We start from the raw sequence: 23,738 nt of genomic DNA, 5'->3' as shown, positions 1-23,738 counted from the left end.
GCGTGACGATCTCGTACGCAACCGCCATCGGATCCCACGTCGGGATGGTGCGATCGAACAACCAGGACTCGGCGTTCGCCGGCTCCCGGCTCTTCCTCGTTGCCGATGGCATGGGCGGTCACGCGGGCGGCGATGTCGCCTCCGCGCTGACCACCCAGGCGCTCGCCGAGGTTGATGGGCTCGAGTTCCCTGACCCGAAGTCCGCGACCGACACGTTGCGCACCCGACTGCTCGCCGCAAACCGCAAGCTCTCCGAGACCGTGTACGACCGGCCCGAGCTCTCGGGGCTCGGCACGACATTCACCGGCATTGTGACCCTCGACAACCAGCTCGCGGTCGCTCACATCGGCGACTCCCGCCTGTACCTGCTGCGTGGCGGCGAGCTGAAGCAGATCACCAAGGATCACACCTTCGTGCAACGCCTCGTCGACAGCGGGCGCATCACCGAGGAAGAGGCGAAGACGCACCCGCGCCGCTCCGTCCTCATGCGCGTGCTCGGCGACGTCGATTCCTCCCCCGAGATCGACACGATGGTGCTCGATACCCGCCCCGGCGACGTCTGGCTGCTCTGCTCGGACGGCCTCTGCGGCTACGTCGAGGACGACGAGATGGAGCTCATCCTCCGCCGTCGCGCGAACCTGCAGGGCGCCGTCGACGCCCTCATCGACAAGAGCCTCTCGCACGGTGCCCCCGACAACGTCACGGTCGTCCTCATTGAGGCTTCGGCGCAGCCGCAGCAAGACCTCGGCCCCCGTTTCGCGGGCTCGGCCGCGGCCCCCATCGCCCACGCTGAGCGCCGGCAGACCACCGCGATTCGCCTGCCGGGCTGGCGCCGGTCTGGCCGCCGCACGCAGCCGGTCGCCGAGAGCCACTTTGAGCCCCGCGTCGACGAGTATCTCGACGAGCTCATCGCCGAGACAAAGCGGCGCAATCGCCGTCGCCGGGCGATGTGGCTCGTCGGGCTCGGCCTCGCCATCGCCGCCCTGGCTGGCGGCGTGCTGCTCGGGTACCAGTGGACCCAGACCCGCTACTTCGTCGGCACTGACGGCGAAACCGTCATTATCTACCGCGGCGTGCAGCAGAACATCGGTGGCCTTTCGCTGAACTCCGAGGCGGAAGACACCGGCATCCCGGTCGATTCCCTCGGCGGCTACGAGCAGCGCCAGGTCGAGCGCACGCTCAACGCGTCCTCCCTCGACGAGGCTCGTGACATCGTGCTGCGGCTGGGGGTGAACGCGGATGACGAGTGAGCCGAAAAACGCTGAGGCGGGCTACGAAAAGGCGCGCACCGGCGAGACCGTGCTGCAGCGCATCACCGCGATCCGTGCACCCCGCATCCTGCGCCGCCTCGAGCTCGCGCTCATCATCTTCGCCCTCGCGGTCGGCATTGGCGCCGTCATCATTGTCGACCTCACCGTGCTCGGTCACGTCTCGACCACGCTGCTCGGCCTCGGCATCGGTCTCGTCGTCGCGATCATTGGCCTCCACGTCGTCGTGCGCGTGGTCGCCCCCGACGCCGACCCGCTGATCATCCCGATCGCCACCTTCCTCAACGGCATCGGCATCGCGCAGATCTACCGCATCGACCTCGCCGTAGGGCTCACCGGCTGGGAGGCGACGAGCGTTCGGCAGATCGTCTGGACCATCGTCGCCGTCGTCGCGGCCGCCGCCGTCCTCCTGATCATCAAGAACCACCTGGTGCTCTTTCGCTACACCTACCTCACCGGCCTCGTCGCGGTGATCCTGCTGTTGCTGCCGATGCTGCCCGGGATCGGCCGCGAGGAGTTCGGCGCCCGCGTCTGGATCTCGATCGGCCCCTTCTCGTTCCAGCCCGGCGAGATCGCCAAGATCCTGCTCGCGATCTTCTTCGCCGGTTACCTCGTGCGCAACCGCGACGCCCTCTCGATGGTGGGCAAGAAGTTCGCGGGGATCACCTTCCCGCGCGCCCGCGACCTCGGCCCGCTGCTCGTGTTCTGGCTGGCCGCGATGAGCGTGCTCGTGTTCCAGCGCGACCTCGGCACCTCGCTGCTCTACTTCGGCCTCTTCCTGTCGATGCTCTACATCGCGACCGGCCGCACCGGCTGGGTCGTCCTGGGCGGCGGCCTCTTCGTCGCCGGCGGCCTCATCGCCAGCCAGACGCTCGACTACGTGAACCGCCGCTTCACGAACTGGCTCGACCCGTTCCACGACGCGCAGGGCGCGAGCTATCAGCTCGTGCAGGGCCTCTTCGGCCTCGCAAACGGCGGCATGAGCGGCACCGGGCTCGGCCAGGGCTTCCCCGACGACACCCCCCTCTCGCAAAGCGACTACATCATCCCGAGCCTCGGCGAAGAACTCGGGCTCATCGGCCTCTTCGTGATTCTCGCGGCGTACCTCCTCTTCGTCGGGCGCGGCCTGCGCATCGGCTTCGCCGGTCAGGATGACTTCGGCAAGCTGCTCGCAGCCGGCCTCGCGTTCACGGTGGCGCTGCAGGTCTTCATCGTCATCGGCGGCGTCACGCGCGTCATCCCGCTGACCGGCCTCACCGCCCCGTTCCTCGCGGCGGGCGGCTCCTCGCTGATCTCGAACTGGATCATCGCGGCGCTCCTCCTGCGCCTGTCCAACGCCGTCCGCAACCGACCGAAGCTGGTGATTCGCGCATGAATAAGCAACTGAAGCGCGTCACTCGCGTCATTTTCCTCATGTTCATTGTGCTCTGCTTCTCGACGACCATGATTCAGGTCGTGCAGGCCGACGAGCTACGTGCGAACCCGCTCAACCAGCGCACCGCCAAGAACAGCTTCAACATCGAGCGCGGCACCATTCTGGTGGACGGCAATCCCGTCGCCGTGTCCGAACCGACCGGCGACACGTACCAGTTCACGCGCACCTACCCGGGCGGCGCGATGTATGCGCCCGTCACCGGCTATTACTCACGCAACCAGGGCATGACCGGCATCGAGGGCGCGCTGAACCAGGAGCTCTCGGGCATCGGCAACGCGCAGTTCTTCACCCGGATCATGCGCATTCTCACCGGCGAGGACCCCCAGGGCAGCTCGGTCGAGCTCACTCTGAACCCCGCCGCGCAGCAGGCCGCGTATGAGGCCATGGCGGGCCTCGAGGGCGCCGTCGTTGCCCTCGATCCGAAGACCGGCAAGGTCCTCGCGATGGTCTCGACCCCGAGCTTTGATCCGTCGCTGCTCTCGTCGAACAACGACGCGCAGATCATCGAGAACTACGGGCTGCTCGAGCAGGATCCTGCCCAGCCGCTCGTCAACCGGGCCATCGGGGGCGATCTGTACCACCCGGGCTCGACCTACAAGCTCCTCGTGGCCGCGGCCGCGATCGAGAGCGGCGCCGCGACCCCGGCCTCGACCTTCGATAACCCGGCTCAGCTGCAGCTGCCCCAGTCGAGCGCGATCATGCAGAACGCCTCTCGGACCGTGTGTGGACCCGGCGACAAGGCCACGCTCGAGACCGCGATCATCCAGTCCTGCAACATCCCCATCGCGGAGCTCGCGATGGAGATGCCCCGCGACGAGGTGCCGAAGATGGCGCGTGCGTTCGGGTTCGAGCAGGACTTGCAGATCCCCCTCAAGGTCTCGCCCAGCGTCGCGCCGGCGCCCCTCGACCAGGCACAGGTCGCACTGTCGTCCATTGGCCAGCTCGATGTGCGCGCGACGCCCCTGCAGATGGCCATGGTGGCTGCGGGCATCGCGAACGGCGGCGAGCTGATGAAGCCGCAGCTGGTCAATCAGATCATCGCGCCGAACCTCAGTGTCGAGCGCGAGTTCACGCCAGAGGTGCTCGGAAACCCCATCTCCGAAGAAACCGCTCAGACAATGACCGGCATGATGGAGAAGGTAGTTTCAGACCCGAGCGGCACCGGCGTCCCGGCCGGCATCGACGGGGTTCGCGTTGCCGGCAAGACCGGCACCGCCGAGAACGGCACAGCCGCGGACGGGTCTGATCTGCCCTTCACCCTCTGGTACACCGGGTTCGCGCCGGTGGAAGATCCCCAGATTGCGATCGCGGTCGTCGTGGCAAACGGCGGCGGCGAGGCGCACAACTACTTGGCGAGCTCATACGAGCTGCCGACAGCTATCGGAAAACGAGTCATGGAAGCGGTGCTAGGCCAATGAGACCTACGGCAGGAGTCACGTTCGGCGGACGGTACGAGCTGAGTTCACGGATTGCCGTGGGCGGCATGGGCGAGGTCTGGAAGGCGACAGACAGCGTCATTGGGCGTACCGTCGCTATCAAGATCCTCAAGGACGAGTACATGGGTGACCCGGGCTTCCTCGAGCGCTTCCGCGCCGAGGCCCGTCACGCCGCGCTCGTCAACCACGAGGGCATCGCCAACGTCTTCGATTACGGCGAGGAGCAGGGCTCCGCGTACATCGTGATGGAGCTCGTCCCCGGCGAGCCCCTCTCGACCATCATCGACCGCGAAAACATCCTGCCGCCCGACCGCGTCCTCGGCATCGTCGCCCAGACCGCGACCGCGCTGCAAGCCGCGCACGACGCCGGCCTCGTCCACCGCGACATCAAGCCCGGCAATCTGCTCATCACGCCCGAGGGTCGGGTGAAGATCACCGACTTCGGCATCGCCCGTATCGCCGACCAGGTCCCGCTCACCGCCACCGGCCAGGTCATGGGTACGGTGCAGTACCTCGCGCCCGAGCAGGCCAGCGGTCACACGGCGACGCCGTCCACCGACATCTACTCGTTGGGCGTCGTCGCGTACGAGTGCCTTGCCGGCCGCCGCCCCTTCACGGGCGAGTCACAGGTCGCGATCGCCATGGCACAGATCAACGACACCCCGCCGGATCTGCCCGACAGCATTCCCGAGCCCGTGCGGTTCCTGGTGTACGCGTGCCTCGCCAAGGACGCGAACGAGCGCCCGGCGACCGCCGCGAAGCTCGCGCAGGCCGCAGCGGCGCTGCATCGCGGCGACGTCCGCACCGCGGGCGCCTACGTGCCGCAGGTCCTCGGTACCGTCGTGCCCGACGCGGCAACGACCATGCTGCCGCAGACCACCCTGAACGACGCTGCGACGACGGCGATCCCGCGGACCTCCGTCATCGCCGGCCAGGACGAGCCGCACTTGGCCGACCTCGGCGACGAGGTGGAGCCGGGCAAGAAGAAGCGCAGCCCGTGGACGTGGCCGCTGATCACGCTGATCGCGATCCTCGTGATCGTCGGCGCCGGCACCGTCTTTGCCATGATGAACGGCAACAACGACGAGCCGAAGCCCACGCCCACGACTTCCACGACCAAGCCGCCGACCACGACCAAGCCGCCGGCCGAGACCGGTGCCGAGGTTTCGGCCGCGGACCTCGTCGGAAAGAACATCGATGAGGCCACCGGGATCCTGACGGGCATGGGCTTCACCGATGTGCGTCGCGCCGAGGGTGCACCCGCGGCGGACGACGCCGTCGGACTGGTGACCGCGGTGACGCCGACCGGCAAGAAGGTCGCGTTCGACCAGCCGATCACGCTGACGTACAACATCGCTTTTGGCCAGCCTGCCGCTCCTGCCGCCGCAAGCGGCCCGACCGAGGTGAACTCGGGCCAGCCGTTCGCCATGAACCTGGCGCCGAGCACCTGCCCCGCGGGGCTCACGTTCCAGGGCTACGAGGTGTCCGTGACGGGCGACGGCTCGCTGGCAAGTGTGTCGGGCTCGACCGCCAACATCAACGCGAACACGATCGCCGTCGGCGACCCCGACGGAATCATCACGGTCACGTACACGTTCACCTGCACGGGCAGCAACGTGACCCGCGTCTCGCCGGCCTCTGCGGCCGCGACCATCACGGTCAAGGCGCCGCTCGCGCCGGTAATTACTCCCTAATTCCGCAGTTACACTCAGAAGACATTGGAACGAAAGGTGAGCGGCATGACGGAAACGACCGGAGTCGGGGAACAGCGGATCCTCGCCGGACGCTATGCCGTCGGTGAGTTCATCGGGCAGGGTGGCATGTCCACCGTGTACCGGGGAACTGATACCCGGCTCGGCCGACAGGTCGCCATCAAGATCATGAAGGCGAACCTCTCGGGGGACGTCCAGTTCCGAGACCGCTTCCGCCAGGAGGCGCAGTCCGCCTCACGCATGGCGCACCCCACGGTCGTGCGAGTCTTCGACGCGGGCGACGACCTCATCCAGACGAGCGACGGGCCGCAGAAGCTGCCTTTCATCGTGATGGAGTACATCGAGGGCAAGAACGTCCGCCAGCTGATGAGTGAGGGCGAGCTCTCCCAGGCAGAGGCGTGCCGCATCATAGACTCGGTGCTCACCGCACTCGAGTACTCACACCGGGCGGGTATCGTCCATCGTGACATCAAACCGGCCAACATTATGGTCACCAAGACCGGCCAGGTGAAGGTGATGGACTTCGGCATCGCGCGAGCCGTGTCCGAGACCTCCTCCACCGTGCAGCAGACGACGGCCATTCTCGGCACCGCGGCGTACTTCTCGCCCGAGCAGGCCAAGGGCGACACCGTCGACGCGCGCACCGACCTGTACTCGGCCGGCGTCGTGCTCTTCGAAATGCTTGCCGGCAGCGTGCCGTTCCGCGGCGATACCGCGGTCGCAGTCGCCTACCAGCACGTGAGCGAGCGCCCGGAGCCCCCGAGCGACCGCAACCCTGACGTTTCGCCCGAGCTCAACCAGGTCGTGTTGCACGCCCTGGCCAAGGATCGCACGCGCCGATTCCAGTCCGCCGCGGAGTTCCGCGACGCAGTCCGCCTCGCCGCAGAGGGCACGATGCCCAAGCTGAGCTCGAACAATGGCGAGTCGCCGCTGCTCTTCTCGGGGGGCGAGGAGGTCTCGGAGTCTGACCTTGCACTGCGCCAGCTGTCCGAGAACGCCAACACGGTCCGTACGCAGAGCCGCCCGCCGGTGATGTGGACCTGGGCCGCCATTCTCACCGTGGCCGCCGTGATTGGCGCCGTGATCTTCTGGCTGGTCACGCTCGCGCCGACCCAGTTCACCCCGTCCGATGCGCGCACGGTTCCCGATCTCATCGGCGTACAGCAGGCGGATGCGACGAGCGCGCTGCGTGACCTCGATCTCGTCCCGCTGCCCGTGCTGCAGGAGAACGACGACGTCCCCGCCGGCGCCGTGATCAGCACCGACCCGGAATCGGGAACTCACGTCACCACGAACGAGACGATCAAGATCTTCGTCTCGACCGGCCCCGCTGCACCTGAGGTCCCGGACCTCGCCGACATGACTCTGAGTGATGCCACGGCGGCGCTCGAGGCGCTGGGCCTGAAGCTGGGACTCGTGAACCAGGTCGACAGCCCAGACGCGCCCGCCGACATAGTCCTTTCGTCGGTCCCGGAGGCCGGCAAGAAGCTCGGTTCGGGTGAGTCGGTCGACCTGAGCGTGGCGACCGGCAATGTCGCTGTTCCGAACGTCGTCGGACAGAGCATGGACGCGGCCCGCAGCCTGATCGAGGCACAGCGCCTCTCGGTGCGCATGCTGCCACGCGATAGCTGCCCGCAGGAGCCGAACCTGCCCGTCATCGAGCAGTCGCTCCTGGGCGCAGCCCCGCAGGCGTCGCAGGTCGAACTGAGTTACTGCGCGGGCTAGCGAGTCTCAGCGCTGGCAGGATCCTGCCGGTCTGAGCCTCGCGCAGCCCGTGCCTAGCCCTCGCGCGCCAGCAGCGGGCTGAGGGTGGCGGCCGTCTCGGCGGCGTTTGCTACGCCGGCCCGCACGAGCCAATTGCCGAGCATGCGGTACCCGCCCTCGGTCAGCACCGACTCGGGGTGATACTGCACGCCGTAGATCGGGAGCTCGCGGTGGCGCAGCGCCATCACGATTCCGGTCGCCGTCTCGGCAGTAATCTCGAGCACTTCCGGAACGGTGTCGCGGACCACGGCGAGGGAGTGGTACCTGGTCGCGTCGAACGGGCTTGCGATGCCCGTGAAGAACGAGTCGCCGGTGTGCGTCACCCGCGACACCTTGCCGTGCATGAGTTCCTCAGCGTGGGTCACCGTGGCGCCCAGCGCCTCAGCGATCGCCTGGTGACCCAGGCACACCCCGAGCAGCGGAACGCCAGTGCGGAGGGCGATGCCGACCATCGCGATTGAGACGCCCGCCTCTGCCGGGGTCCCGGGGCCGGGCGAGATGAGCACACCGTCGACCTCAGCCACGAGCTGCTCGAGCTCGGCGGCGGACACGTCGTCGTTGCGAATCACCCGCGTCTCAGCACCGAGTTGCTGCAGGTACCCGTTGAGGGTGTAAACGAAGCTGTCGTAGTTGTCGATAACGAGAATCTGAGTCATTGCGTAATGGTCGCTTCCTCCGAGGGCAAGATGCTTGCAACCCACGGGTAGACAAATGTGATGAGAGCGAAGACGAGCCCCGCGGCCGCGGCCGCGAGCACGAAGACGCGGAACCAGGCAGGTCCCGGGAAGAATCGCCAGAGCAGTGAAAACACGTTAGGCCCCCTGACTAATGAGTTCGGTGTACTCCGCCGGGACACCGTCCGCAGCGGGCTGGAAACTCTCGAGCACGGCATAGCTGATCGCGCGCTCGGTGTTGCCCGAGAGTTTCGGGTGGCACGTCGTGAGGGTCAAGATCTGGTCCTCGCCCGCAACCCCGTCGAGCCACGGGAACGGCGACAGGACCTCGCCGGCGCTGGGCAAGACGTATTCGATGTCGCGGAAGCGATAGGTGTACCAGCCGTCGACGGTCTCAATGAAGAGCGGGTCGCCGATGCGCAGGTTCATGATGTCGCGAAAGGGCGTCGTCGCTGGCCCTGAGCGGTGAGCTGCGAAGCCCACGTTCCCTCCGGGCTGCCCGGGCATTTGGGTCTCGGTGTAGCGGCCAATGCCGAGCTCTGGATCGTTCAGCACCTGACTCATGCTGGTGCCCTCTGCGAGTCGATACGCAAAGTCTCGTCCGAATGCGGGGACGCGCAGCACGCCGAACGCTTCTCCCTCTGGCACAACTGCGGTGATCGGGATCACTCCCGGATCCGCGGGCGGCGGCGCCGGGTGCGCTCGCCACTGCGCGCTCAGTTCGTCGGCGATCGCCGCGTTCTGACCCGCCACGACCGTGGTCGTGTACCAGGGCTGCCAGACGAGGTAGCCGAGCGTCGCGACGCCCCCGATGAGCAGCAGCTCGCCGATCACCGTCAACGGGCTCAGGTGCGCGCGACGGCGCTTGCGCTGCGCGCGCCTGGGCTCGGTTGAGGCCTCATTCATGTCGCCATTCTAGGGCCGGGTGGAATGCGCTGTCCGTGGGAGAACCGTGTGCATGTCGCAACGCTCACCGAACCGCTAGACTCTTGCGCATGGCAGCAGCTTCGAAGGACGTCAGCAAGCGTAAGAAGTCAGACGCGATCGCAGAACAGCGCGCGGAACAGCACTCCGGCGCCGAACAGGCACCGAACCCCGCGTGGTTCAAGCCGGTCATGTTCGGATTCATGCTCGCTGGTCTCATCTGGATCGTTCTGTACTACATCACGAGCGCTTCCCTGTCGCTGCCGATTCCGGCGCTGCAGCAGGGCAACATCTTCGTCGGTTTCGGCCTGGTCCTCGTCGGCTTCCTCATGACGACGCGCTGGCGCTAGCCACACAGACTCGAACGGCCCGCTGATCCGATTGGATCAGCGGGCCGTTGTCATTGTGCGGCCTGCCCGAGAGTGCGGCTACGCGGACGAGCCTGTGGATGACGCTGGGGACAAATCGGCGGGATCCTGCAAAATCTCCCGTAATTCCGCGGGAGAACCCCTGTGAGTTACACCGGTGTGATTTCCCACAGGGTGTGCACAAACCTGTGGATAACTTTCCACCGGGCAAAATACCTACGTGAGAGCCGAAACCGGCCAGATCAGATAGTAGGCGGCGGCCACCACAACGAGTACGAGCGCGATGCCGGTAACCGCGGCAATTCGGGCGGCGCGGCGGCGCGGCCCACGCAGGCTCACGTACACACCCATCACGGCCGCGCCGACGACGATGCCGCCCAGGTGGGCCTGCCACGAGATCGCGGTGCCGGGCAAGAAGCCGATGCCGACGTTGATCGCGATCATCACGAAGAGGGTGCGTGCATTGATGTTCGCGGCCCGCAGCGCGACCAGGGTCGCGGCGAGTACGCCAAAGATGGCGCCCGACGCGCCAACAGTGGGCGTGCGCAGTGCTTCGAGCGAGGTGTAGCCCCAGAGCAGCACGGCCGCCGAGCCACCGATGCCTGCGAGCACGTACAGCACGGCAAAGTTGACCCGCCCCACCGCGCGCTCAAGCTCACGCCCGAAAAGCCAGAGCGTGTAGAGATTGAACAGGATGTGGAAGATGGACCCGGTCGAGTGGGTGAACATCGCGGTAACCATGCGCCACGGCTCGAACTGGCCGGGGAGGGAATACACCGGGGCGTACCAGAGCGCGGGGGTGACCGAGGGAATGAGGAGCTGCGCCGCATAGACGAGTACGCACAGACCCATGATCGCGTAGGTCACGACGGGGGTGCCCGTGTCAGCCATCATCCGGCTGCTCGCGCGCACCTTCCGCTTCAGTTGAGTTCCCGCGCCGGGGAGCGTGTCGCGCATGCACTGCGGACACAGCACCCCGACGGCGGAAGCGGTTTGGCAGTCCGGGCAGATCGTGCGACCACACCGCTGGCAGAGCGTAAAGCTGTGCACCTGGGGGTGGCGGTAACACACGTCATTCGGGCCGTACTCGGCCCGTTCTCCGAACTGCGTCACCGGGCTAGGCCTGGGTGATCGTGACGCCGGTGATGACGACGTCCTCGACCGGACGGTCCATGCCGCCGGTGGGGACGGCTTCGATCGCGTCAACAACCGCGCGCGACGCCTCGTCGGCGACCTCACCGAAGATGGTGTGCTTGCCGTTCAGGTGCGGGGTCTGCACCGTGGTGATGAAGAACTGCGAGCCATTGGTGCCTGCGAGGCGGCCAGTCAGGTCGGGGCGCTTGCCGGCGTTCGCCATGGCGAGCAGGTAGGGCTTGTTGAAAACGAGCTCGGGGTGGATCTCGTCGTCGAAGGTGTAGCCGGGGCCGCCGGTGCCGGTGCCCGTGGGGTCGCCGCCCTGCAGCATGAACTGCTGAATGATGCGGTGGAAGATGACCCCGTCGTAGAAGCCCTTTTCGGCCAGGTCGACGAAGTTCTTGACAGTCTTGGGAGCGTGATCCCCAAACAGGTTGATGACGATGTCACCGTGGTTGGTCTGGACGGTCGCTACTGCAGTGTGAGTGGTCATCGTGCAAGTCTACGGGCGCACCCTCTGTGAGTCCCATTGGTTCTTCCTGGGCATTCGTTGGGGTTCCCTGTCGGTTCGCGCAGTTGCTCTCGCCTTGCAGGTGAATCGGTGTAGCGTGGGAAAACACACCGGTCCGGTAGAACCAGCGGAGGATCCCATGGCCCTTTCTCGCAAGCGTCAACGCGAACTCAAGCAGCTGCGGTCACTCGCCGAGAGCGTGCTCGATCAGCAGAAGGAAGTACTGGGCCACGCCGGCACAGTGCTCCACGAAGCAACACGTCAGGCGCGCCACCTCGGCGACGAGGTCGTTGCACCTCGGGTCGGTTCAGCGCTCGACACTGTCCGTCCCTCGGTGGATCGCGGTATCTTTGCCGCCCGCCAGGCCGCAGGTCAGGTGCGCCGAGTCGCGACTCCGGTCGTCGCCGCGGCACTCGCCAACGCGGTGCAGAAGCTCGATCAGATCGAACAGCACGAGACGGCCAGCGAGCTGCGCCGCTTCGGAGAGCGCAAGGGACTGCTCGCGCCGCAGCACAAGAAGCGCGGTTTCGGGAGCGTCGTCGCCCTCGGCCTCGGCGTCGTCGCCGCAGCCGGCGTCGGGTACGCAATCTGGCAGGCGTTCCGCACCGACGACGAACTCTGGATTGCCCCCGAGAACGACAGCTAGCGTTCAGCGCGGCGTTGCAGGACAGGATCCTGCCTGCTGCGCGCCTGAGCGACATGAGCGGGAGTTCGGCTATTGGCCGGGCTCCCGCCGCTGTTGTACCGTACCCGGGCCGGCATCGTCGGGGTGAGCTGCGCACTTCCCGGCGCATTCTTACTTCCCGGAGCGATCTCCGGCGGGTTCCGACTCCGGCAACGCCAATCTCGCCGAGAAGTGCGCCCCACGGCCCCGAGGCCCCCGCGTACCCGAGGCCTAGGCGGGTGTGCTGGGACGCGGCACGCGCAGCCCGGCGTGTTCGAGCCCGACGCGCACGAGCGACAGTGTGCGCAGCTCGTGCAGCCGATCGAGCGGGACCCATCGCGCCTCGTCCGACGACCCATCGACCTCGTGCTGCAGGGGCGCGTCCTCGACCTCTGCGCGGTAAATGATGCGGACGGTGTGCAGCTCAGGGTCCGAGCCGTCCTTGATCTCCTCGCGCACGAGCACCCGCGAATCGACGCCGAGCAGCTGACCCAGCCGGGCGCGCAGGCCGGTCTCTTCCCAGATTTCCCGCACCGCGGCGTCGCGGGGGTCTTCTCCGGGCTCGAGCCCGCCGCCAGGAAGGGTCCATCCGTGCATGCGACCGCGGCGCCAGTGTGTGAGCAGTAGCTCATCCTCGCGCACAATGACGGCGTATGCCGCGACCCGCGTCTCCATCCCCCGAGCCTAGTGGCGCAAGCGGGTCGGGTGGGCGGCAAAATGTCGGTGGCTGCTGTCAGGATCATGCCGTGCAGGTGGCCGACTCACCCCCACGTCGCTTCGTGCTGCCCCGCCCCAGAGTTATCCACAAGCTGTGCACATTTCTGTGGAGAATCACATCCGTGTAATTTCTTGTCATCCGCGAGTTCCCGGGGAACTCTTCCCGCTGCTGACGCGACGAGCCCAGGCTTCGAGTGGGTTGACCGGTGTGGATAACCGTTGGACGAGGAGACGTTCCGGTGGGTGCAGTCACCTCGGTTGCTGACGTACACGGACTCACGAGATCCTTCGGGAAGTTTCCTCCCGTGCACGGCTTCGATCTGCGCGTCCAGGCGGGTGAGGTGCATTGCTTTCTGGGTCCGAATGGGTCGGGAGAGTCCACCACCATTCGCGTGCTGTTCGGGCGGCTTCGCGCCGACTCAGGCACGGTGAATCCTCCGTCGCCCGAGCGACTCTTCCTGCGCCTGTACGAGGCGAAGGAGAGGTCGTGCCTATTGGTGCCGCGTCGACGGGGGCTGGCAGGCCACGCTGTTCCCGCTGCGCGGCTCGCGCGGGGCCCTGCAGGCGCCGGAATGGACGCTCTAGGTGAATCCCCCTGGGTTGGGTGCTGCAGACGCTGCCAGCGGGCGAAAATCGCTGGTGGCCGCGACTTCTCAGCCTGGTGCGTCGCGTTCGTCGTTGTCGGGAAGGTGCTTTGACTCCCTGGCGACATCGATTGGACGGGTTGCAGCGGCGCGACATTGCGGTGTGACCGAGCGGAAAATGGAAAACCCCCAGTTCGGCGAGGAACTGGGGGTAACCGTGGAGCCTGGGAGAATCGAACTCCCGACATCCTGCTTGCAAAGCAGGCGCTCTACCAACTGAGCTAAGGCCCCGATCAAACTGCGATCCGGGGTGGATCTGTTTCTCTTGCGAGAAACGGTGGGGATACCGGGATTTGAACCTGGGACCTCTTCATTATCAGTGAAGCGCTCTAACCAACTGAGCTATACCCCCCTACCGAGAAATAACTCTACCTAACCTGCGGCAGAATTAAAAATCGGCATGGGATCCCGGGCTAGTTGCTCGTGAATCCGAGCTGGAAACCGCCGAGAACCCGCACCAGCAGGTTGTACACGAGCGAGGCGATGGCGCCGAGCGCGGTGCCCACAATCGTGTTCAAAATGCCGACGACGATCGCGAATCCGAAGACCTGCGGGAAGCCGATGATCTGCATCAGGTTGATGTCGTCGCCGCCGACGATGTCCATGAAGATCTCGTTGACCTTCGACAGAGCCCCCGTCTGCAGCAGCACGGTGTAGATCAACACTGTCGCGACGATGCTGACGATCGCGAGGCACAGCGACACCAGGAAAGAGAACTTCACGGCCGACCAGAAGTCGACATAGACGAGCTTCAGGCGTACCTGCTTCGCCGGCGCTTTCTTGCGGGTCTTGCGGGCGAGCTTGTCTGCAACAGTGTTACTCATTCACGTCTTCCTTGTTCTCCGCGGTGCCCTCTGCGTCCGACTCCCCTGCAGGATCGGTTTCAAGGTTGCGTTCCGAGTTTCGGGCGATCCCAATAATACGGTCGGCGTCTGGGAATCGCGCAAACACGACGCCCATGGTGTTCCGGCCCTTGGCAGGAACCTCGGCGACGTCCGAGCGTACGACCTTGCCACTCGCCAGAATCGCGAGCACTTCGTCGCCCTCGTCGACGATGAGGCCGCCCACGAGATCGCCGCGAGCCTCGTCGAGCTTTGCCACCTTGATGCCGTAGCCGCCGCGCTGCTGCACGCGGTACTCGTCAATCGAGGTGCGCTTCGCGTAGCCGCCCTCGGTGACCACAAAGACGTACCCGCCGTCGCGCAGCACCGAGGCCGACAGGAGGCTGTCGCCCTCGCGGAAGTTCATGCCCCGCACGCCGCTCGTCGAGCGACCCAGCGGGCGCAGTGCTTCGTCCGACGCGGTGAACCGAACCGACATTCCCCGGGTCGAGACCAGCAGCACGTCGCTCGACGCCTCGGTGATGAGCGCCGAGACGAGCTCGTCGCCCTCGCGCAGCTTGATCGCGATGATGCCGCCCGTGCGGTTGGTGTCGTACTCCTCGAGACGCGTCTTCTTCACAAGCCCGTCACGGGTCGCGAGGATGAGGAAGCGGTCCGGATCGAAGTCACGGACGTCGATGATCTGCGTGATCGTCTCCTCGGGCGCGAGCGCGAGCAGGTTCGCGACGTGCTGGCCCTTTGCGTCCCGGCCGCCTTCCGGCGCCTCATATGTCTTCGCACGGTACATCCGGCCGGTGTTCGTGAAGAACAGCAGCCAGTGGTGCGTCGTGGTGACGAAGAAGTGCTCGACGATGTCATCGGCGCGCAGCTGCGCACCCTTGACACCCTTGCCGCCGCGGTGCTGCGTGCGGTAGTTGTCGATGCGCGTGCGCTTGATGTAGCCCCCGCGAGTGACGGTGACTACCATCTCCTCTTCCGGGATCAGGTCTTCCATCGACATGTCGCCGTCGTAACCGAGCAGGATGTTCGTGCGTCGCTCGTCGCCGAACTTGTCGACGATCTCGGCCAGCTCGTCGATGATGATCGTGCGCTGCTGCTCGGGCGAGGCGAGGATCCCCTCGAACTCCGCGATCATGGCCTCGAGCTTTGACGCGAGATCCATGATCTTCTGGCGCTCGAGTGCGGCGAGGCGCCGCAGCTGCAGGGCGAGGATGGCGTCGGCCTGAATCTGGTCCACCGAGAGCAGCTTCATAAGGCCCTCGCGCGCCTCGTCGACGGTAGGCGAGCGCCGGATCAGGGCGATCACCGCGTCGAGAGCATCGAGTGCCTTGAGGTAGCCACGCTGGATGTGAGCCTCGGCTTCGGCCTTCTTGAGACGGAAGGCGGTGCGTCGGACAATAACCTCGATCTGGTGCTTGACCCAGGCGGTAATAAAACCGTCCACCGGCAGGGTGCGAGGCACCCCGTCGACGATCGCGAGCATGTTCGCGCCGAAGTTCTCCTGCAGCTGCGTGTGCTTGTACAGGTTGTTCAGCACCACCTTGGCAACCGCGTCACGCTTAAGCACGATGACGAGGCGCTGACCGGTACGACCACTCGTCTCGTCGCGGATGTCCGCAATGCCTTGCACGCGGCCCTCCTTGACGAGGTCCGCGATCTTGATAGCGAGGTTGTCGGGGTTCACCTGGTACGGCAGTTCCGTCACCACGAGGCAGGTGCGGTTCTGCAGCTCCTCGATGTTGACGATGGCGCGCATCGTGACCGATCCGCGACCGGTGCGCTGCATGTCGTGGATCCCCTTGGTGCCGAGAATTTGCGCACCGGTCGGGAAGTCAGGCCCCTTGATGCGAGCCATGAGCGCTTCGAGGAGCTCCTCGCGCGTCGCCTCGGGGTGTTCGAGCGCCCAGCGGGCGCCGTCGGCAACCTCGCGCAGGTTGTGCGGGGGGATGTTCGTGGCCATGCCGACCGCGATACCCGCTGAACCGTTCACCAGCAGGTTCGGGAAGCGAGCGGGCAGGATCGAGGGTTCCTGCGTGCGACCGTCGTAGTTCTCCTGGAAATCGACGGTGTCCTCGTCGATGTCCCGCACCATCTCCATCGCGAGTGGCGCCATCTTGGTCTCGGTGTACCGCGGAGCAGCGGCGCCGTCGTTGCCGGGAGAGCCAAAGTTTCCCTGCCCGAGTGCGAGCGGGTAGCGCAGGCTCCACGGCTGGACGAGGCGCACCAGCGCGTCATAAATGGCCGAGTCGCCGTGCGGGTGGTACTGGCCCATAACGTCGCCGACCACGCGTTGGCACTTGGAAAATGCCCGGTCAGGACGATATCCGCCATCGAACATTGCGTAGATCACGCGGCGGTGGACGGGCTTCAGTCCGTCACGCACGTCGGGGAGGGCACGTCCCACGATCACGCTCATGGCGTAGTCGAGGTACGAGCGCTGCATCTCAAGACGCAGGTCAACCTGGTCAATACGGCCGTGAACGGCGTCGCCCGCCTGGGTCTCGTCAGTCTGGTTTTCGCCGTCCATCAGGCTCTCCGAGTCGGGGGTATTAGATGTCAAGGAAACGCACGTCCTTCGCGTTCTGCTGAATAAAGGTTCGTCGGGCCTCGACGTCCTCGCCCATCAGGGTCGAGAACGTCTCATCGGCCTGCGCCGCATCGTCCATGGTGACCTGCAGAAGCGTCCGCGTTTCCGGGCTCATGGTGGTCTCCCACAGCTCCTGGTAGTTCATCTCGCCGAGGCCCTTGTAGCGCTGGATCCCGTTGTCCTTGGGAATGCGGCGGCCGGCGGCCGCGCCAGCGGCAAGCTGGGCGTCACGCTCGGCATCGCTGAACACGTATTCGTGCTCGGCGTTGGTCCACTTGAGGCGGTACAGCGGCGGCTGCGCAAGGTACACGTAGCCGAGCTCGATGAGGGGACGCATGTACCGGAAGAGCAGCGTGAGCAGCAGAGTCGTAATGTGCTGTCCGTCGACGTCGGCATCGGCCATCAGAACGATCTTGTGATAGCGCGCCTTGTCGGTGTTGAACTCCTCGCCGATGCCCGCGCCGAACGCGGTGATCATCGCCTGGACCTCAGCATTGCCGAGCGCTCGGTCGAGACGCGCCTTTTCGACGTTCAGGATCTTTCCGCGCAGCGGCAGGATCGCCTGCGTCGCGGGGTTGCGGCCCTGAACGGCGGAACCACCGGCCGAGTCGCCCTCCACGATGAAGATCTCTGAGATCGAGGGATCCTTCGACGAGCAGTCCTTGAGCTTGCCCGGCATGCCGCCGCCTTCGAGAAGCCCCTTGCGCCGCGCAGTCTCACGGGCCTTGCGCGCCGCGAGACGCGCGGTCGCCGCCTGCAGCGCCTTCCGGATGATCTCCTTCGCCGCGTTCGGGTTGCGCTCGAACCAGTCCCCCAGGTGATCGCCGACGACCTTCTGGACGAACGCCTTCGCCTCGGTGTTGCCGAGCTTCGTCTTGGTTTGACCCTCGAACTGTGGTTCCCCCAGCTTGATGGACACGACGGCGGTCAGGCCCTCGCGCACATCGTCGCCCGATAGGTTCTCATCCTTTTCCTTGAGGATGTTCTTCTCCCGCGCGTACTTGTTCACCAGCGTGGTGAGTGCCGCGCGGAAGCCCTCTTCGTGGGTGCCACCCTCGTGGGTGTTGATCGTGTTGGCGTAGGTGTGCACGCTCTCGGTGTAGGCCGTGGTCCACTGCATCGCCATTTCCAGCGAGATGCGACGTTCCTTGTCCTCTGATTCAAAAGCGATGATCTCATCGTGCACGAGATCGGCACGCTTTGCCGAGTTCAGGTATTGCACGTAGTCCTGGATGCCGTTCTCGTACATGAACGAGTGGTGCGGCTGCGGCGCAGGCTGTTCCTCGCCGTGCTCGTCGATGATGGGATCCTGTGCGCGCTCGTCCATGAGGTTAATGCGCAGGCCCTTGTTCAAGAAGGCCATCTGCTGGAAGCGGGTCTTGAGCGTCGCGTAGTCGAACTCGATCGACTCAAAAATGGCTGCACTCGGCCAGAAAGAAATCGTGGTGCCCGTGTCATCGCTCGGCTCCCCCTGGGCGAGCGGCGCGTCCGGGACGCTGTCCGTGAAGCTCATGTTCCACGTGAAACCTTCGCGCTGAACCGCGACATTGAAGCGGCTCGACAAGGCGTTTACGACAGAAGACCCCACGCCGTGCAGGCCACCGGAGACCGCGTATCCGCCGCCGCCGAACTTTCCACCTGCGTGCAGGATCGTCAATACGACCTCAACCGTGGACTTTCCCTCAGTCGGGTGCATCGCCACCGGGATGCCGCGACCGTTATCGATGACGCGTACGCCACCGTCGGCCAGGATCGTGACGTCGATGGTGTCGCAGTATCCGGCCAACGCCTCGTCTACCGAGTTGTCGACAATCTCGTACACCAGGTGGTGCAGGCCGCGGGGACCAGTGGAACCGATGTACATACCGGGGCGCTTGCGCACCGCCTCAAGGCCCTCAAGAACCTGGATGTCGCCGGCACCATACTCGTTCTTCGTCTCGGTGCCTTCGGGTTCAGCAGTCATCTCGTGGGTTCCTCATCCGCTCCGCGACGCAGACGGCTTCCGCATGGAGGCGCCTGTCATCAAGCATTGTGTGTTCGGAGCATCACCCGGCAGCTGCACGGAGTCACACTCAATACACCACCCTATCAATTCGGGGGCGCGAAAACCTCGATTTTCGCCCGCTCCGGGCCGAAAAGACGGGGAAATGACGGAACAGCTCGGCTACCCGTAGGTATCGCGCGGACCGCGTCCTTGAACTGATCTGGGTCCGTGTTTCCAAGAGGGCGCACCGGGCCTGATGAAACGAATCTCGCGCACCTGGGCCTCCGGGTGCTCGCGCAACATGCGCGTGATGATCTCGCCACGCAGTCGCCGCAGCTCGGTCGCCCACGCGGTTGAGTCACACTGCACCTGGAGCACGCCATTCTCAATTCGCGTCACCTGCGCGTGGCCGGCCATAGCCTCACCGACCAGCTGCGGCCACTGATCAATCAGGCGGGCCTGCGCGAGCTCGAGCGTCCAGCCCATCGTCGCGGCCTCTCCCGTGATGATGTCCCCCAGCGGGCGCGGGTCGCGGCCAGACGCAAACGGCTGCGACGCGGTGCGGAGCATCTGCTTGCGTGCACGGGCCTCTTTGGTGAGGGGAATCCCCCGCCAAATTGACTTCGCCCGCCGGTAGCTCTCCGTCGCGAACCCCGGGTCACCAGCGGGACGAGTCACGGCAATTCACCACTTTTAGCCTGATCAGAGGCCTCTTCTTGAGGAAGTATCAGCGTCGAATCGTGCGCGATATCTGCCTCATTTGCCCCTATCTGGGGCGAAGAATCGCTCGACTGAGTTGTGTCAGCGCGATTCTCCGGTGAATTTTGGGCCATTTCGGATTGTGCGCGCCCGTCTGCGTCTTGACGAACCACTCCGGCCTCAACGCGAGCAATACGCCACGGAACGTCCACAGGGACATCTGCCTGCACCGCTGCGGTCACGATCACCTGCTCAAAATCACGAACCGCGGCCATGAGTCGACTGCGGCGGCGCTCATCCAACTCCGCGAACACATCGTCCAGAATCACGACTGGATCTCCGTGGCGGGCCTCCGCGCGGAACAATCGCGCCGTAGCGAGACGAAGTGCCAGCGCGAACGACCAGGACTCCCCGTGACTGGCATACCCCTTCACGGGGAGGCCATTCAGCTCGAGAACGAGATCATCGCGATGCGGACCCACCAATGTCAGGCCACGATCGAGTTCCGCAGTGCGCACCGCATCGAGTGCCCTCCGAAATGCAGCTGAGATTGTTTCACGTGAAACACTCCCCGCAATTCCTGCAGCTCCCACTCCCCCAGCGAGAGCTGTTTCACGTGAAACATCGGCACCCTTGGACAGTGCGGCCTCTATTGAGCTCGCGATATGCATTGTGGGGCGGTGATCGTTTTCGACGAGCGCGGCGTATCCCAACGCAAGTGGTTCAGCGAGATCGCGGACGAATCGTGCGCGTTCTGCGACTATTCGACTCCCGAGGTCGATGAGCCGTTCGTCCCAGACGTCCAGCGTCGCGCGCACGGCATCCTTCTTCCCCGTGGATCGCGCGGACTTCAGGAGCGCCGTGCGCTGCCGCACAACGCGTTCGTAATCAGCGATGACGCCCGCCGCTGCCGGAATTCGGGCAACGAGCCCCTCGTCGAGGAACCTCCTGCGAATGCCTGGATCTCCCCGAACCAGCGACAGATCCTCGGGCGCGAACACGACCGACGAAAAGTACTGTGTGATCTCTCTGGGTTTCGTGCCGTTTCGGTTGATCTGGGCGCGATTAGGCCGGTCCCGGTTGAGCTGCAGCTCTAGCAGAGCATCGCGATCGGTAAGCTGCACCCGCATCCGCATCACGGCAGAGTCCGCGCCAGCGCGAATGAGCGGTGCGTCGCTCGTCACGCGGTGAGAGCTCAAACCGGCAAAATAAGCGATCGCCTCGACGAGGTTCGTCTTCCCTTGCCCGTTGCGCCCCAACAGCAGGTTCGCCCCAGGCGACAGCTCGAGCTCAGCGGCTTCGTAGTTGCGATAGTCCGAGAGCGTGAGATGTACGACCCGCACTGGACTCCTTAGCGGAGCAACAGGTTTGGCTGCAGCAGGTACCGGAAGCTCTCGTCAGACGCCTCATCCTTGCTTTGCTGGCTCGTAATGAGCACGGGCCCAGGCTTAGATGGGTTGTCAGTGCGGGTAAATGCGATTCTCGCGAACTCAGAGTGTGTCGAGCGTAGCCCGTCAAGCAGGAACTGCGGCTTAAGAGAAACGGTCATCTCCTCGCCGGCAAGATGCGCATCGATCGTCTCGGATGCCTGCGCAGTCTCAGAACCGGCGGCTTCAAGGGTGACACTCCCCTCACGGAAGCTGAAGCGCAGTGCGGCCTCGCGCTCGAGGACGAGTCCGACACGATTCGTCGCCTCAATGAGATCCGCAGTGTTCACCACGGCGTAGTTATCTACGGTCTCAGGGAAGAGTCGGCGAACAGGCGGGTAATTGCCCTTGATAAGCAGCGAAGTCACGGTCTTGTTGCCCCCGGTGAACGCGATGAGCTCGCGCTCGTCGTTGCGCACGATCGAGACCTGCACCTGTCCACTGGAGGCGAAGGTCTTTCCCACCTCGGTGACAATCTTGGACGGGACGAGGGCCGTGAGCTCTTCTCCGCCGTTGGAGTTCTCCCAGTCGATTCCGCGAATAGCGACGCGATAGCGGTCCGTAGCGGTGAGCGTCAGTGAATTCTGGGTGACCTCGAACTGCACACCCGTGATGACGGGGGTCACGTCGTCCTTGGACGCGGCGGCGCCGACCTGCGAGACCGCATCTGCAAAGGCGTCTGCGGGCACCAGGCCCGAGACGGTATCTACGCGGGGAATCTGCGGATACTCCTCCACGGGCATCGACGGGAGGCTGAATGATGCGGAACCGCACTTGACCGTTACCCGGCCATCCAACAACGTGATGATGACGTCTGCTTGCGGCAAGCGGTTTGCAATATCACCGAGCAAACGGCCCGATACCAGCGCGCGACCCGGCTCCTGAACATCAGCGGTGACGACCGTGCGTGACGACACTTCGTAGTCGAATGAGGAGATGGTAATCTCGCCGGCACTCGCCTCGATCAGCGCCCCACTGAGCAGCGGCTGCGTCGGACGCTGCGGGAGCAACTTCACTGCAAACGAGACCGCCTCGCTGAAAACATCGCGGTTGACGTTGAAACGCATACGCTGCTCCTCGTTCTGGTCAGTGGGTACGTGAATGGGGTCACAAATTGTGACCAGTCCTCACGGCTTCACAATCTTTGCATACTCCCGGAGGAAGGGGCACCCAACTTCTTGTCAGGGCCCTCGGCACTGGGTGTGATCGAGCGCCCCCTAAATTACAGAAATCTTGTTAACAGTGTTAACGCCTGTGGAAACTGTGGATAACTCTGCCGAGGCCAGTCGGCGACTGGGAACCACACGCTTGTGACTTGTGAGTGGCCTGTGCACGCGGCCACTTCCGCGGAATGATGCGGATCCGGCCGCAGGAGCTGATTGCACAGGCAGGGGGCAGTAATCCACATCTTTTGGTGACTTGTCCGGAGTTATCCACAGGGGGCCTGTGGACTGTGGACAAATCGGGGCTGTTAACGCGTGCCTTGCTTGATGCGTGTGGTGAGCTCCGTGACCTGGTTGTAGATCGAGCGACGCTCCGCGATCAGCTGCGAGATCTTCTTGTACGCGTACATCACGGTCGTGTGATCGCGACCGCCGAACAGCTGACCGATCTTTGGAAGTGACAGGTCAGTCAGGTCTCGGCATAGGTACATCGCGATCTGCCGAGCAGTCGCGATCTGTTGCGCGCGCGACGAGCCGTAGAGGTCATCGATGGAGAGCGAGAAATAATCTGCCGTGACCGTGATGATGTCACTCGGCTGAATCTCGTTGTCCTCATCCAAGGTAATGAGGTCCTTGAGCACCGTTTGCACGAGCGCCATGTCGATCGCCTGCTGGTTCAGGCTGGCGAATGCCGTCACTCGGATGAGGGTTCCCTCAAGCTCGCGAATGTTCGACGTGAACTTCGTCGCGATGAACTCAAGAATCTCATCGGGCACGTGCAGCTTCTCGCGCTGGGCCTTCTTGCGCAGGATCGCGATGCGCGTCTCGAGGTCAGGTACCTGAATGTCGGTGAGGAGGCCCCATTCGAAGCGAGACAGCATTCGCTCCTCGAATCCCGTCAAATGCTTGGGCTGCACGTCGCTCGTGATGACGACCTGCTTGTTGTGGTCGTGCAGGGTGTTGAACGTATGGAAGAACGCTTCTTGCGTCTCAGCCTTGCCCTGGAGGAACTGAATATCGTCGATCAGGAGGATGTCCACGCTCCGGTACTTCGCATGGAACTTGGCACCCTGGTTGTTGGCGATTGAGTTGATGAAGTCGTTGGTGAAATCCTCGGAGCTGACGTAGCGCACGCGCACGCCGTTGAACAGTTCCTTGGAATAGTGGCCGATTGCGTGCAGCAGGTGGGTCTTGCCGAGGCCTGAGTCGCCGTAGATAAAAAGTGGGTTGTACGCCTTTGCGGGCGCCTCGGCTACGGCGAATGCCGCTGCGTGCGCGAACCGGTTGGACTGTCCGATCACGAAACTCTCAAACCGGTACTTCTCGTTGAGCTGGCTCTCTTCGCGATTTGACGTATCCGCATGCCGCCCAAACGGCTCGACGGGAATCGGCCGCGACGGCGCCGGATCGGTGAAGGGTGAATCACTCAGTCCGCGCTGATCGCCACCGGCATCAGACTCCTCCCCCGGGACATCGAGTTCGAAGTCCGGCTGCGCATCAGGGTCCACAATGACGACAAACGTCTCGACCTCGGCGGCTTCAGGAAGCTTCGCGATCTCCGCCATGATGATCGGGCGCAAGCGCGACTCCAGGATCTGGAGGGTGAACTCGTGCTGCACGGCCAGATAGATCGCGCCTCCGCCAATTCCGCGAGGAACGGCAAGAGCCAATTGGCCAATCAGGGACGGCGGAACCGTCGGGTCGTCCGTGATTACCCGAATCACGTGCGCCCAAATGCGCCGTACGTCGTCCTCAGTCACGCCTTCTCCTGGCTCTTCACGCTCC

Annotated in this window: 21 protein-coding genes and 2 tRNA genes; 8 read left to right on the top strand and 15 right to left on the bottom strand. The window is 64.6% G+C overall.

Features of this window, described 5'->3' with window-relative positions:
• Positions 1-2: 2 nt before the first annotated feature.
• The 5 genes from JW030_RS00115 to pknB are packed head-to-tail and all read left to right on the top strand — an operon-like array spanning position 3 to position 7,576.
• Positions 3-1,250, top strand: coding sequence for a Stp1/IreP family PP2C-type Ser/Thr phosphatase (locus JW030_RS00115; RefSeq protein WP_188045065.1), 1,248 nt, complete (start codon positions 3-5; stop codon positions 1,248-1,250).
• Complete coding sequence (locus JW030_RS00110) at positions 1,240-2,643, top strand: FtsW/RodA/SpoVE family cell cycle protein (RefSeq protein WP_188045066.1); 1,404 nt, start codon at positions 1,240-1,242, stop codon at positions 2,641-2,643. The genes JW030_RS00115 and JW030_RS00110 overlap by 11 nt, the downstream gene beginning before the upstream one ends.
• Entirely contained in the window at positions 2,640-4,121 is a 1,482-nt protein-coding gene (locus JW030_RS00105; protein ID WP_188045067.1) for a penicillin-binding protein 2, read from the top strand. Before JW030_RS00110 ends, JW030_RS00105 begins: the two co-directional genes overlap by 4 nt.
• On the top strand, positions 4,118-5,833 hold the full coding sequence (locus JW030_RS00100; protein WP_188045068.1) for a protein kinase: 1,716 nt from the start codon (positions 4,118-4,120) through the stop codon (positions 5,831-5,833). Before JW030_RS00105 ends, JW030_RS00100 begins: the two co-directional genes overlap by 4 nt.
• Before the next feature lie 45 nt (positions 5,834-5,878).
• Positions 5,879-7,576: a Stk1 family PASTA domain-containing Ser/Thr kinase gene (gene pknB, locus JW030_RS00095; RefSeq protein ID WP_188045069.1), complete on the top strand. Its 1,698-nt coding sequence runs from the start codon at positions 5,879-5,881 to the stop codon at positions 7,574-7,576.
• A 53-nt stretch (positions 7,577-7,629) separates the two neighbouring features.
• Here pknB and JW030_RS00090 read toward each other — a convergent pair whose 3' ends face one another.
• The 3 genes from JW030_RS00090 to JW030_RS00080 are packed head-to-tail and all read right to left on the bottom strand — an operon-like array spanning position 7,630 to position 9,195.
• Positions 7,630-8,271, bottom strand: a complete 642-nt coding sequence (locus JW030_RS00090; protein ID WP_188045070.1) for an aminodeoxychorismate/anthranilate synthase component II — start codon at positions 8,269-8,271, stop codon at positions 7,630-7,632.
• Positions 8,268-8,426, bottom strand: a complete 159-nt coding sequence (locus tag JW030_RS00085; RefSeq protein ID WP_188045071.1) for a hypothetical protein — start codon at positions 8,424-8,426, stop codon at positions 8,268-8,270. Before JW030_RS00085 ends, JW030_RS00090 begins: the two co-directional genes overlap by 4 nt.
• Position 8,427: 1 nt before the next feature.
• Positions 8,428-9,195 (bottom strand): class E sortase, encoded by a 768-nt coding sequence (locus tag JW030_RS00080; protein ID WP_188045072.1) that lies wholly within the window; start codon positions 9,193-9,195, stop codon positions 8,428-8,430.
• Between the two features lie 89 nt (positions 9,196-9,284).
• Between JW030_RS00080 and JW030_RS00075 the strand changes: the two genes are divergently transcribed.
• Entirely contained in the window at positions 9,285-9,563 is a 279-nt protein-coding gene (locus JW030_RS00075; RefSeq protein ID WP_188045073.1) for a cell division protein CrgA, read from the top strand.
• A 234-nt stretch (positions 9,564-9,797) separates the two neighbouring features.
• Here the strand turns inward: JW030_RS00075 and JW030_RS00070 are convergent, their stop codons facing one another.
• Positions 9,798-10,538, bottom strand: coding sequence for a rhomboid family intramembrane serine protease (locus tag JW030_RS00070; RefSeq protein ID WP_241095476.1), 741 nt, complete (start codon positions 10,536-10,538; stop codon positions 9,798-9,800).
• A 160-nt stretch (positions 10,539-10,698) separates the two neighbouring features.
• The gene (locus JW030_RS00065) at positions 10,699-11,208 is read right to left on the bottom strand and encodes a peptidylprolyl isomerase (RefSeq protein WP_188045075.1); all 510 of its coding nucleotides are present in this window, start codon (positions 11,206-11,208) and stop codon (positions 10,699-10,701) included.
• Positions 11,209-11,365: 157 nt separating this feature from the next.
• Here JW030_RS00065 and JW030_RS00060 point away from each other — a divergent pair, with 157 nt between their 5' ends.
• Positions 11,366-11,872, top strand: coding sequence for a DNA/RNA helicase (locus JW030_RS00060; RefSeq protein WP_188045076.1), 507 nt, complete (start codon positions 11,366-11,368; stop codon positions 11,870-11,872).
• Between the two features lie 249 nt (positions 11,873-12,121).
• On the opposite strand, the gene JW030_RS00055 is transcribed toward JW030_RS00060, so the two are convergent.
• A complete protein-coding gene (locus tag JW030_RS00055) occupies positions 12,122-12,565 on the bottom strand; it encodes an NUDIX hydrolase (protein ID WP_188045077.1) in 444 nt (147 codons plus the stop codon).
• Positions 12,566-12,813: 248 nt separating this feature from the next.
• Here JW030_RS00055 and JW030_RS13630 point away from each other — a divergent pair, with 248 nt between their 5' ends.
• Positions 12,814-13,305: an ATP-binding cassette domain-containing protein gene (locus tag JW030_RS13630; RefSeq protein WP_371813487.1), complete on the top strand. Its 492-nt coding sequence runs from the start codon at positions 12,814-12,816 to the stop codon at positions 13,303-13,305.
• 104 nt (positions 13,306-13,409) lie between these two features.
• Here JW030_RS13630 and JW030_RS00045 read toward each other — a convergent pair.
• From JW030_RS00045 to dnaA, 9 genes are all read right to left on the bottom strand, one after another.
• A tRNA-Ala gene (locus JW030_RS00045) sits at positions 13,410-13,482 on the bottom strand.
• 47 nt (positions 13,483-13,529) lie between these two features.
• Positions 13,530-13,603: transfer RNA gene (locus tag JW030_RS00040), tRNA-Ile, on the bottom strand.
• A 61-nt stretch (positions 13,604-13,664) separates the two neighbouring features.
• Positions 13,665-14,075 carry a DUF3566 domain-containing protein gene (locus JW030_RS00035; protein ID WP_188045079.1) on the bottom strand — a complete coding sequence of 137 codons (411 nt, stop codon included), beginning with the start codon at positions 14,073-14,075 and terminating at the stop codon, positions 13,665-13,667.
• A complete protein-coding gene (gene gyrA / locus JW030_RS00030) occupies positions 14,068-16,620 on the bottom strand; it encodes a DNA gyrase subunit A (protein ID WP_188045247.1) in 2,553 nt (850 codons plus the stop codon). Before gyrA ends, JW030_RS00035 begins: the two co-directional genes overlap by 8 nt.
• A 22-nt stretch (positions 16,621-16,642) precedes the next feature.
• Positions 16,643-18,643, bottom strand: a complete 2,001-nt coding sequence (gyrB, locus tag JW030_RS00025) for a DNA topoisomerase (ATP-hydrolyzing) subunit B (RefSeq protein WP_188045080.1) — start codon at positions 18,641-18,643, stop codon at positions 16,643-16,645.
• Positions 18,644-18,844: 201 nt separating this feature from the next.
• On the bottom strand, positions 18,845-19,342 hold the full coding sequence (locus JW030_RS00020) for a DUF721 domain-containing protein (protein ID WP_241095475.1): 498 nt from the start codon (positions 19,340-19,342) through the stop codon (positions 18,845-18,847).
• Complete coding sequence (gene recF / locus JW030_RS00015) at positions 19,339-20,706, bottom strand: DNA replication/repair protein RecF (RefSeq protein ID WP_188045081.1); 1,368 nt, start codon at positions 20,704-20,706, stop codon at positions 19,339-19,341. Before recF ends, JW030_RS00020 begins: the two co-directional genes overlap by 4 nt.
• Before the next feature lie 8 nt (positions 20,707-20,714).
• Positions 20,715-21,857, bottom strand: a complete 1,143-nt coding sequence (dnaN, locus tag JW030_RS00010; protein WP_188045082.1) for a DNA polymerase III subunit beta — start codon at positions 21,855-21,857, stop codon at positions 20,715-20,717.
• Positions 21,858-22,261: 404 nt separating this feature from the next.
• The gene (dnaA, locus tag JW030_RS00005; RefSeq protein WP_188045083.1) at positions 22,262-23,713 is read right to left on the bottom strand and encodes a chromosomal replication initiator protein DnaA; all 1,452 of its coding nucleotides are present in this window, start codon (positions 23,711-23,713) and stop codon (positions 22,262-22,264) included.
• Positions 23,714-23,738: the final 25 nt, after the last annotated feature.

The sequence above is a fragment of the Leucobacter sp. CX169 genome, assembly GCF_017161405.1.
Lineage (GTDB): Bacteria > Actinomycetota > Actinomycetes > Actinomycetales > Microbacteriaceae > Cx-87.
This window is presented reverse-complemented; position numbering and strand designations above follow the sequence as displayed.

Bases quoted from the DNA above. Each gene is read 5' to 3' on its own strand.
- JW030_RS00065 (WP_188045075.1), bottom strand. From the start codon at position 11,208: ATGACCACTCACACTGCAGTAGCGACCGTCCAGACCAACCACGGTGAC.
- gyrA (WP_188045247.1), bottom strand. From the start codon at position 16,620: ATGGACGGCGAAAACCAGACTGACGAGACCCAGGCGGGCGACGCCGTT.
- pknB (WP_188045069.1), top strand. From the start codon at position 5,879: ATGACGGAAACGACCGGAGTCGGGGAACAGCGGATCCTCGCCGGACGC.
- JW030_RS00105 (WP_188045067.1), top strand. From the start codon at position 2,640: ATGAATAAGCAACTGAAGCGCGTCACTCGCGTCATTTTCCTCATGTTC.
- JW030_RS00080 (WP_188045072.1), bottom strand. From the start codon at position 9,195: ATGAATGAGGCCTCAACCGAGCCCAGGCGCGCGCAGCGCAAGCGCCGT.
- gyrB (WP_188045080.1), bottom strand. From the start codon at position 18,643: ATGACTGCTGAACCCGAAGGCACCGAGACGAAGAACGAGTATGGTGCC.
- JW030_RS00100 (WP_188045068.1), top strand. From the start codon at position 4,118: ATGAGACCTACGGCAGGAGTCACGTTCGGCGGACGGTACGAGCTGAGT.
- JW030_RS00035 (WP_188045079.1), bottom strand. From the start codon at position 14,075: ATGAGTAACACTGTTGCAGACAAGCTCGCCCGCAAGACCCGCAAGAAA.
- dnaN (WP_188045082.1), bottom strand. From the start codon at position 21,857: ATGCGTTTCAACGTCAACCGCGATGTTTTCAGCGAGGCGGTCTCGTTT.
- JW030_RS00110 (WP_188045066.1), top strand. From the start codon at position 1,240: ATGACGAGTGAGCCGAAAAACGCTGAGGCGGGCTACGAAAAGGCGCGC.
- JW030_RS00055 (WP_188045077.1), bottom strand. From the start codon at position 12,565: ATGGAGACGCGGGTCGCGGCATACGCCGTCATTGTGCGCGAGGATGAG.
- JW030_RS00090 (WP_188045070.1), bottom strand. From the start codon at position 8,271: ATGACTCAGATTCTCGTTATCGACAACTACGACAGCTTCGTTTACACC.
- JW030_RS00075 (WP_188045073.1), top strand. From the start codon at position 9,285: ATGGCAGCAGCTTCGAAGGACGTCAGCAAGCGTAAGAAGTCAGACGCG.
- JW030_RS00070 (WP_241095476.1), bottom strand. From the start codon at position 10,538: ATGCGCGACACGCTCCCCGGCGCGGGAACTCAACTGAAGCGGAAGGTG.
- JW030_RS00060 (WP_188045076.1), top strand. From the start codon at position 11,366: ATGGCCCTTTCTCGCAAGCGTCAACGCGAACTCAAGCAGCTGCGGTCA.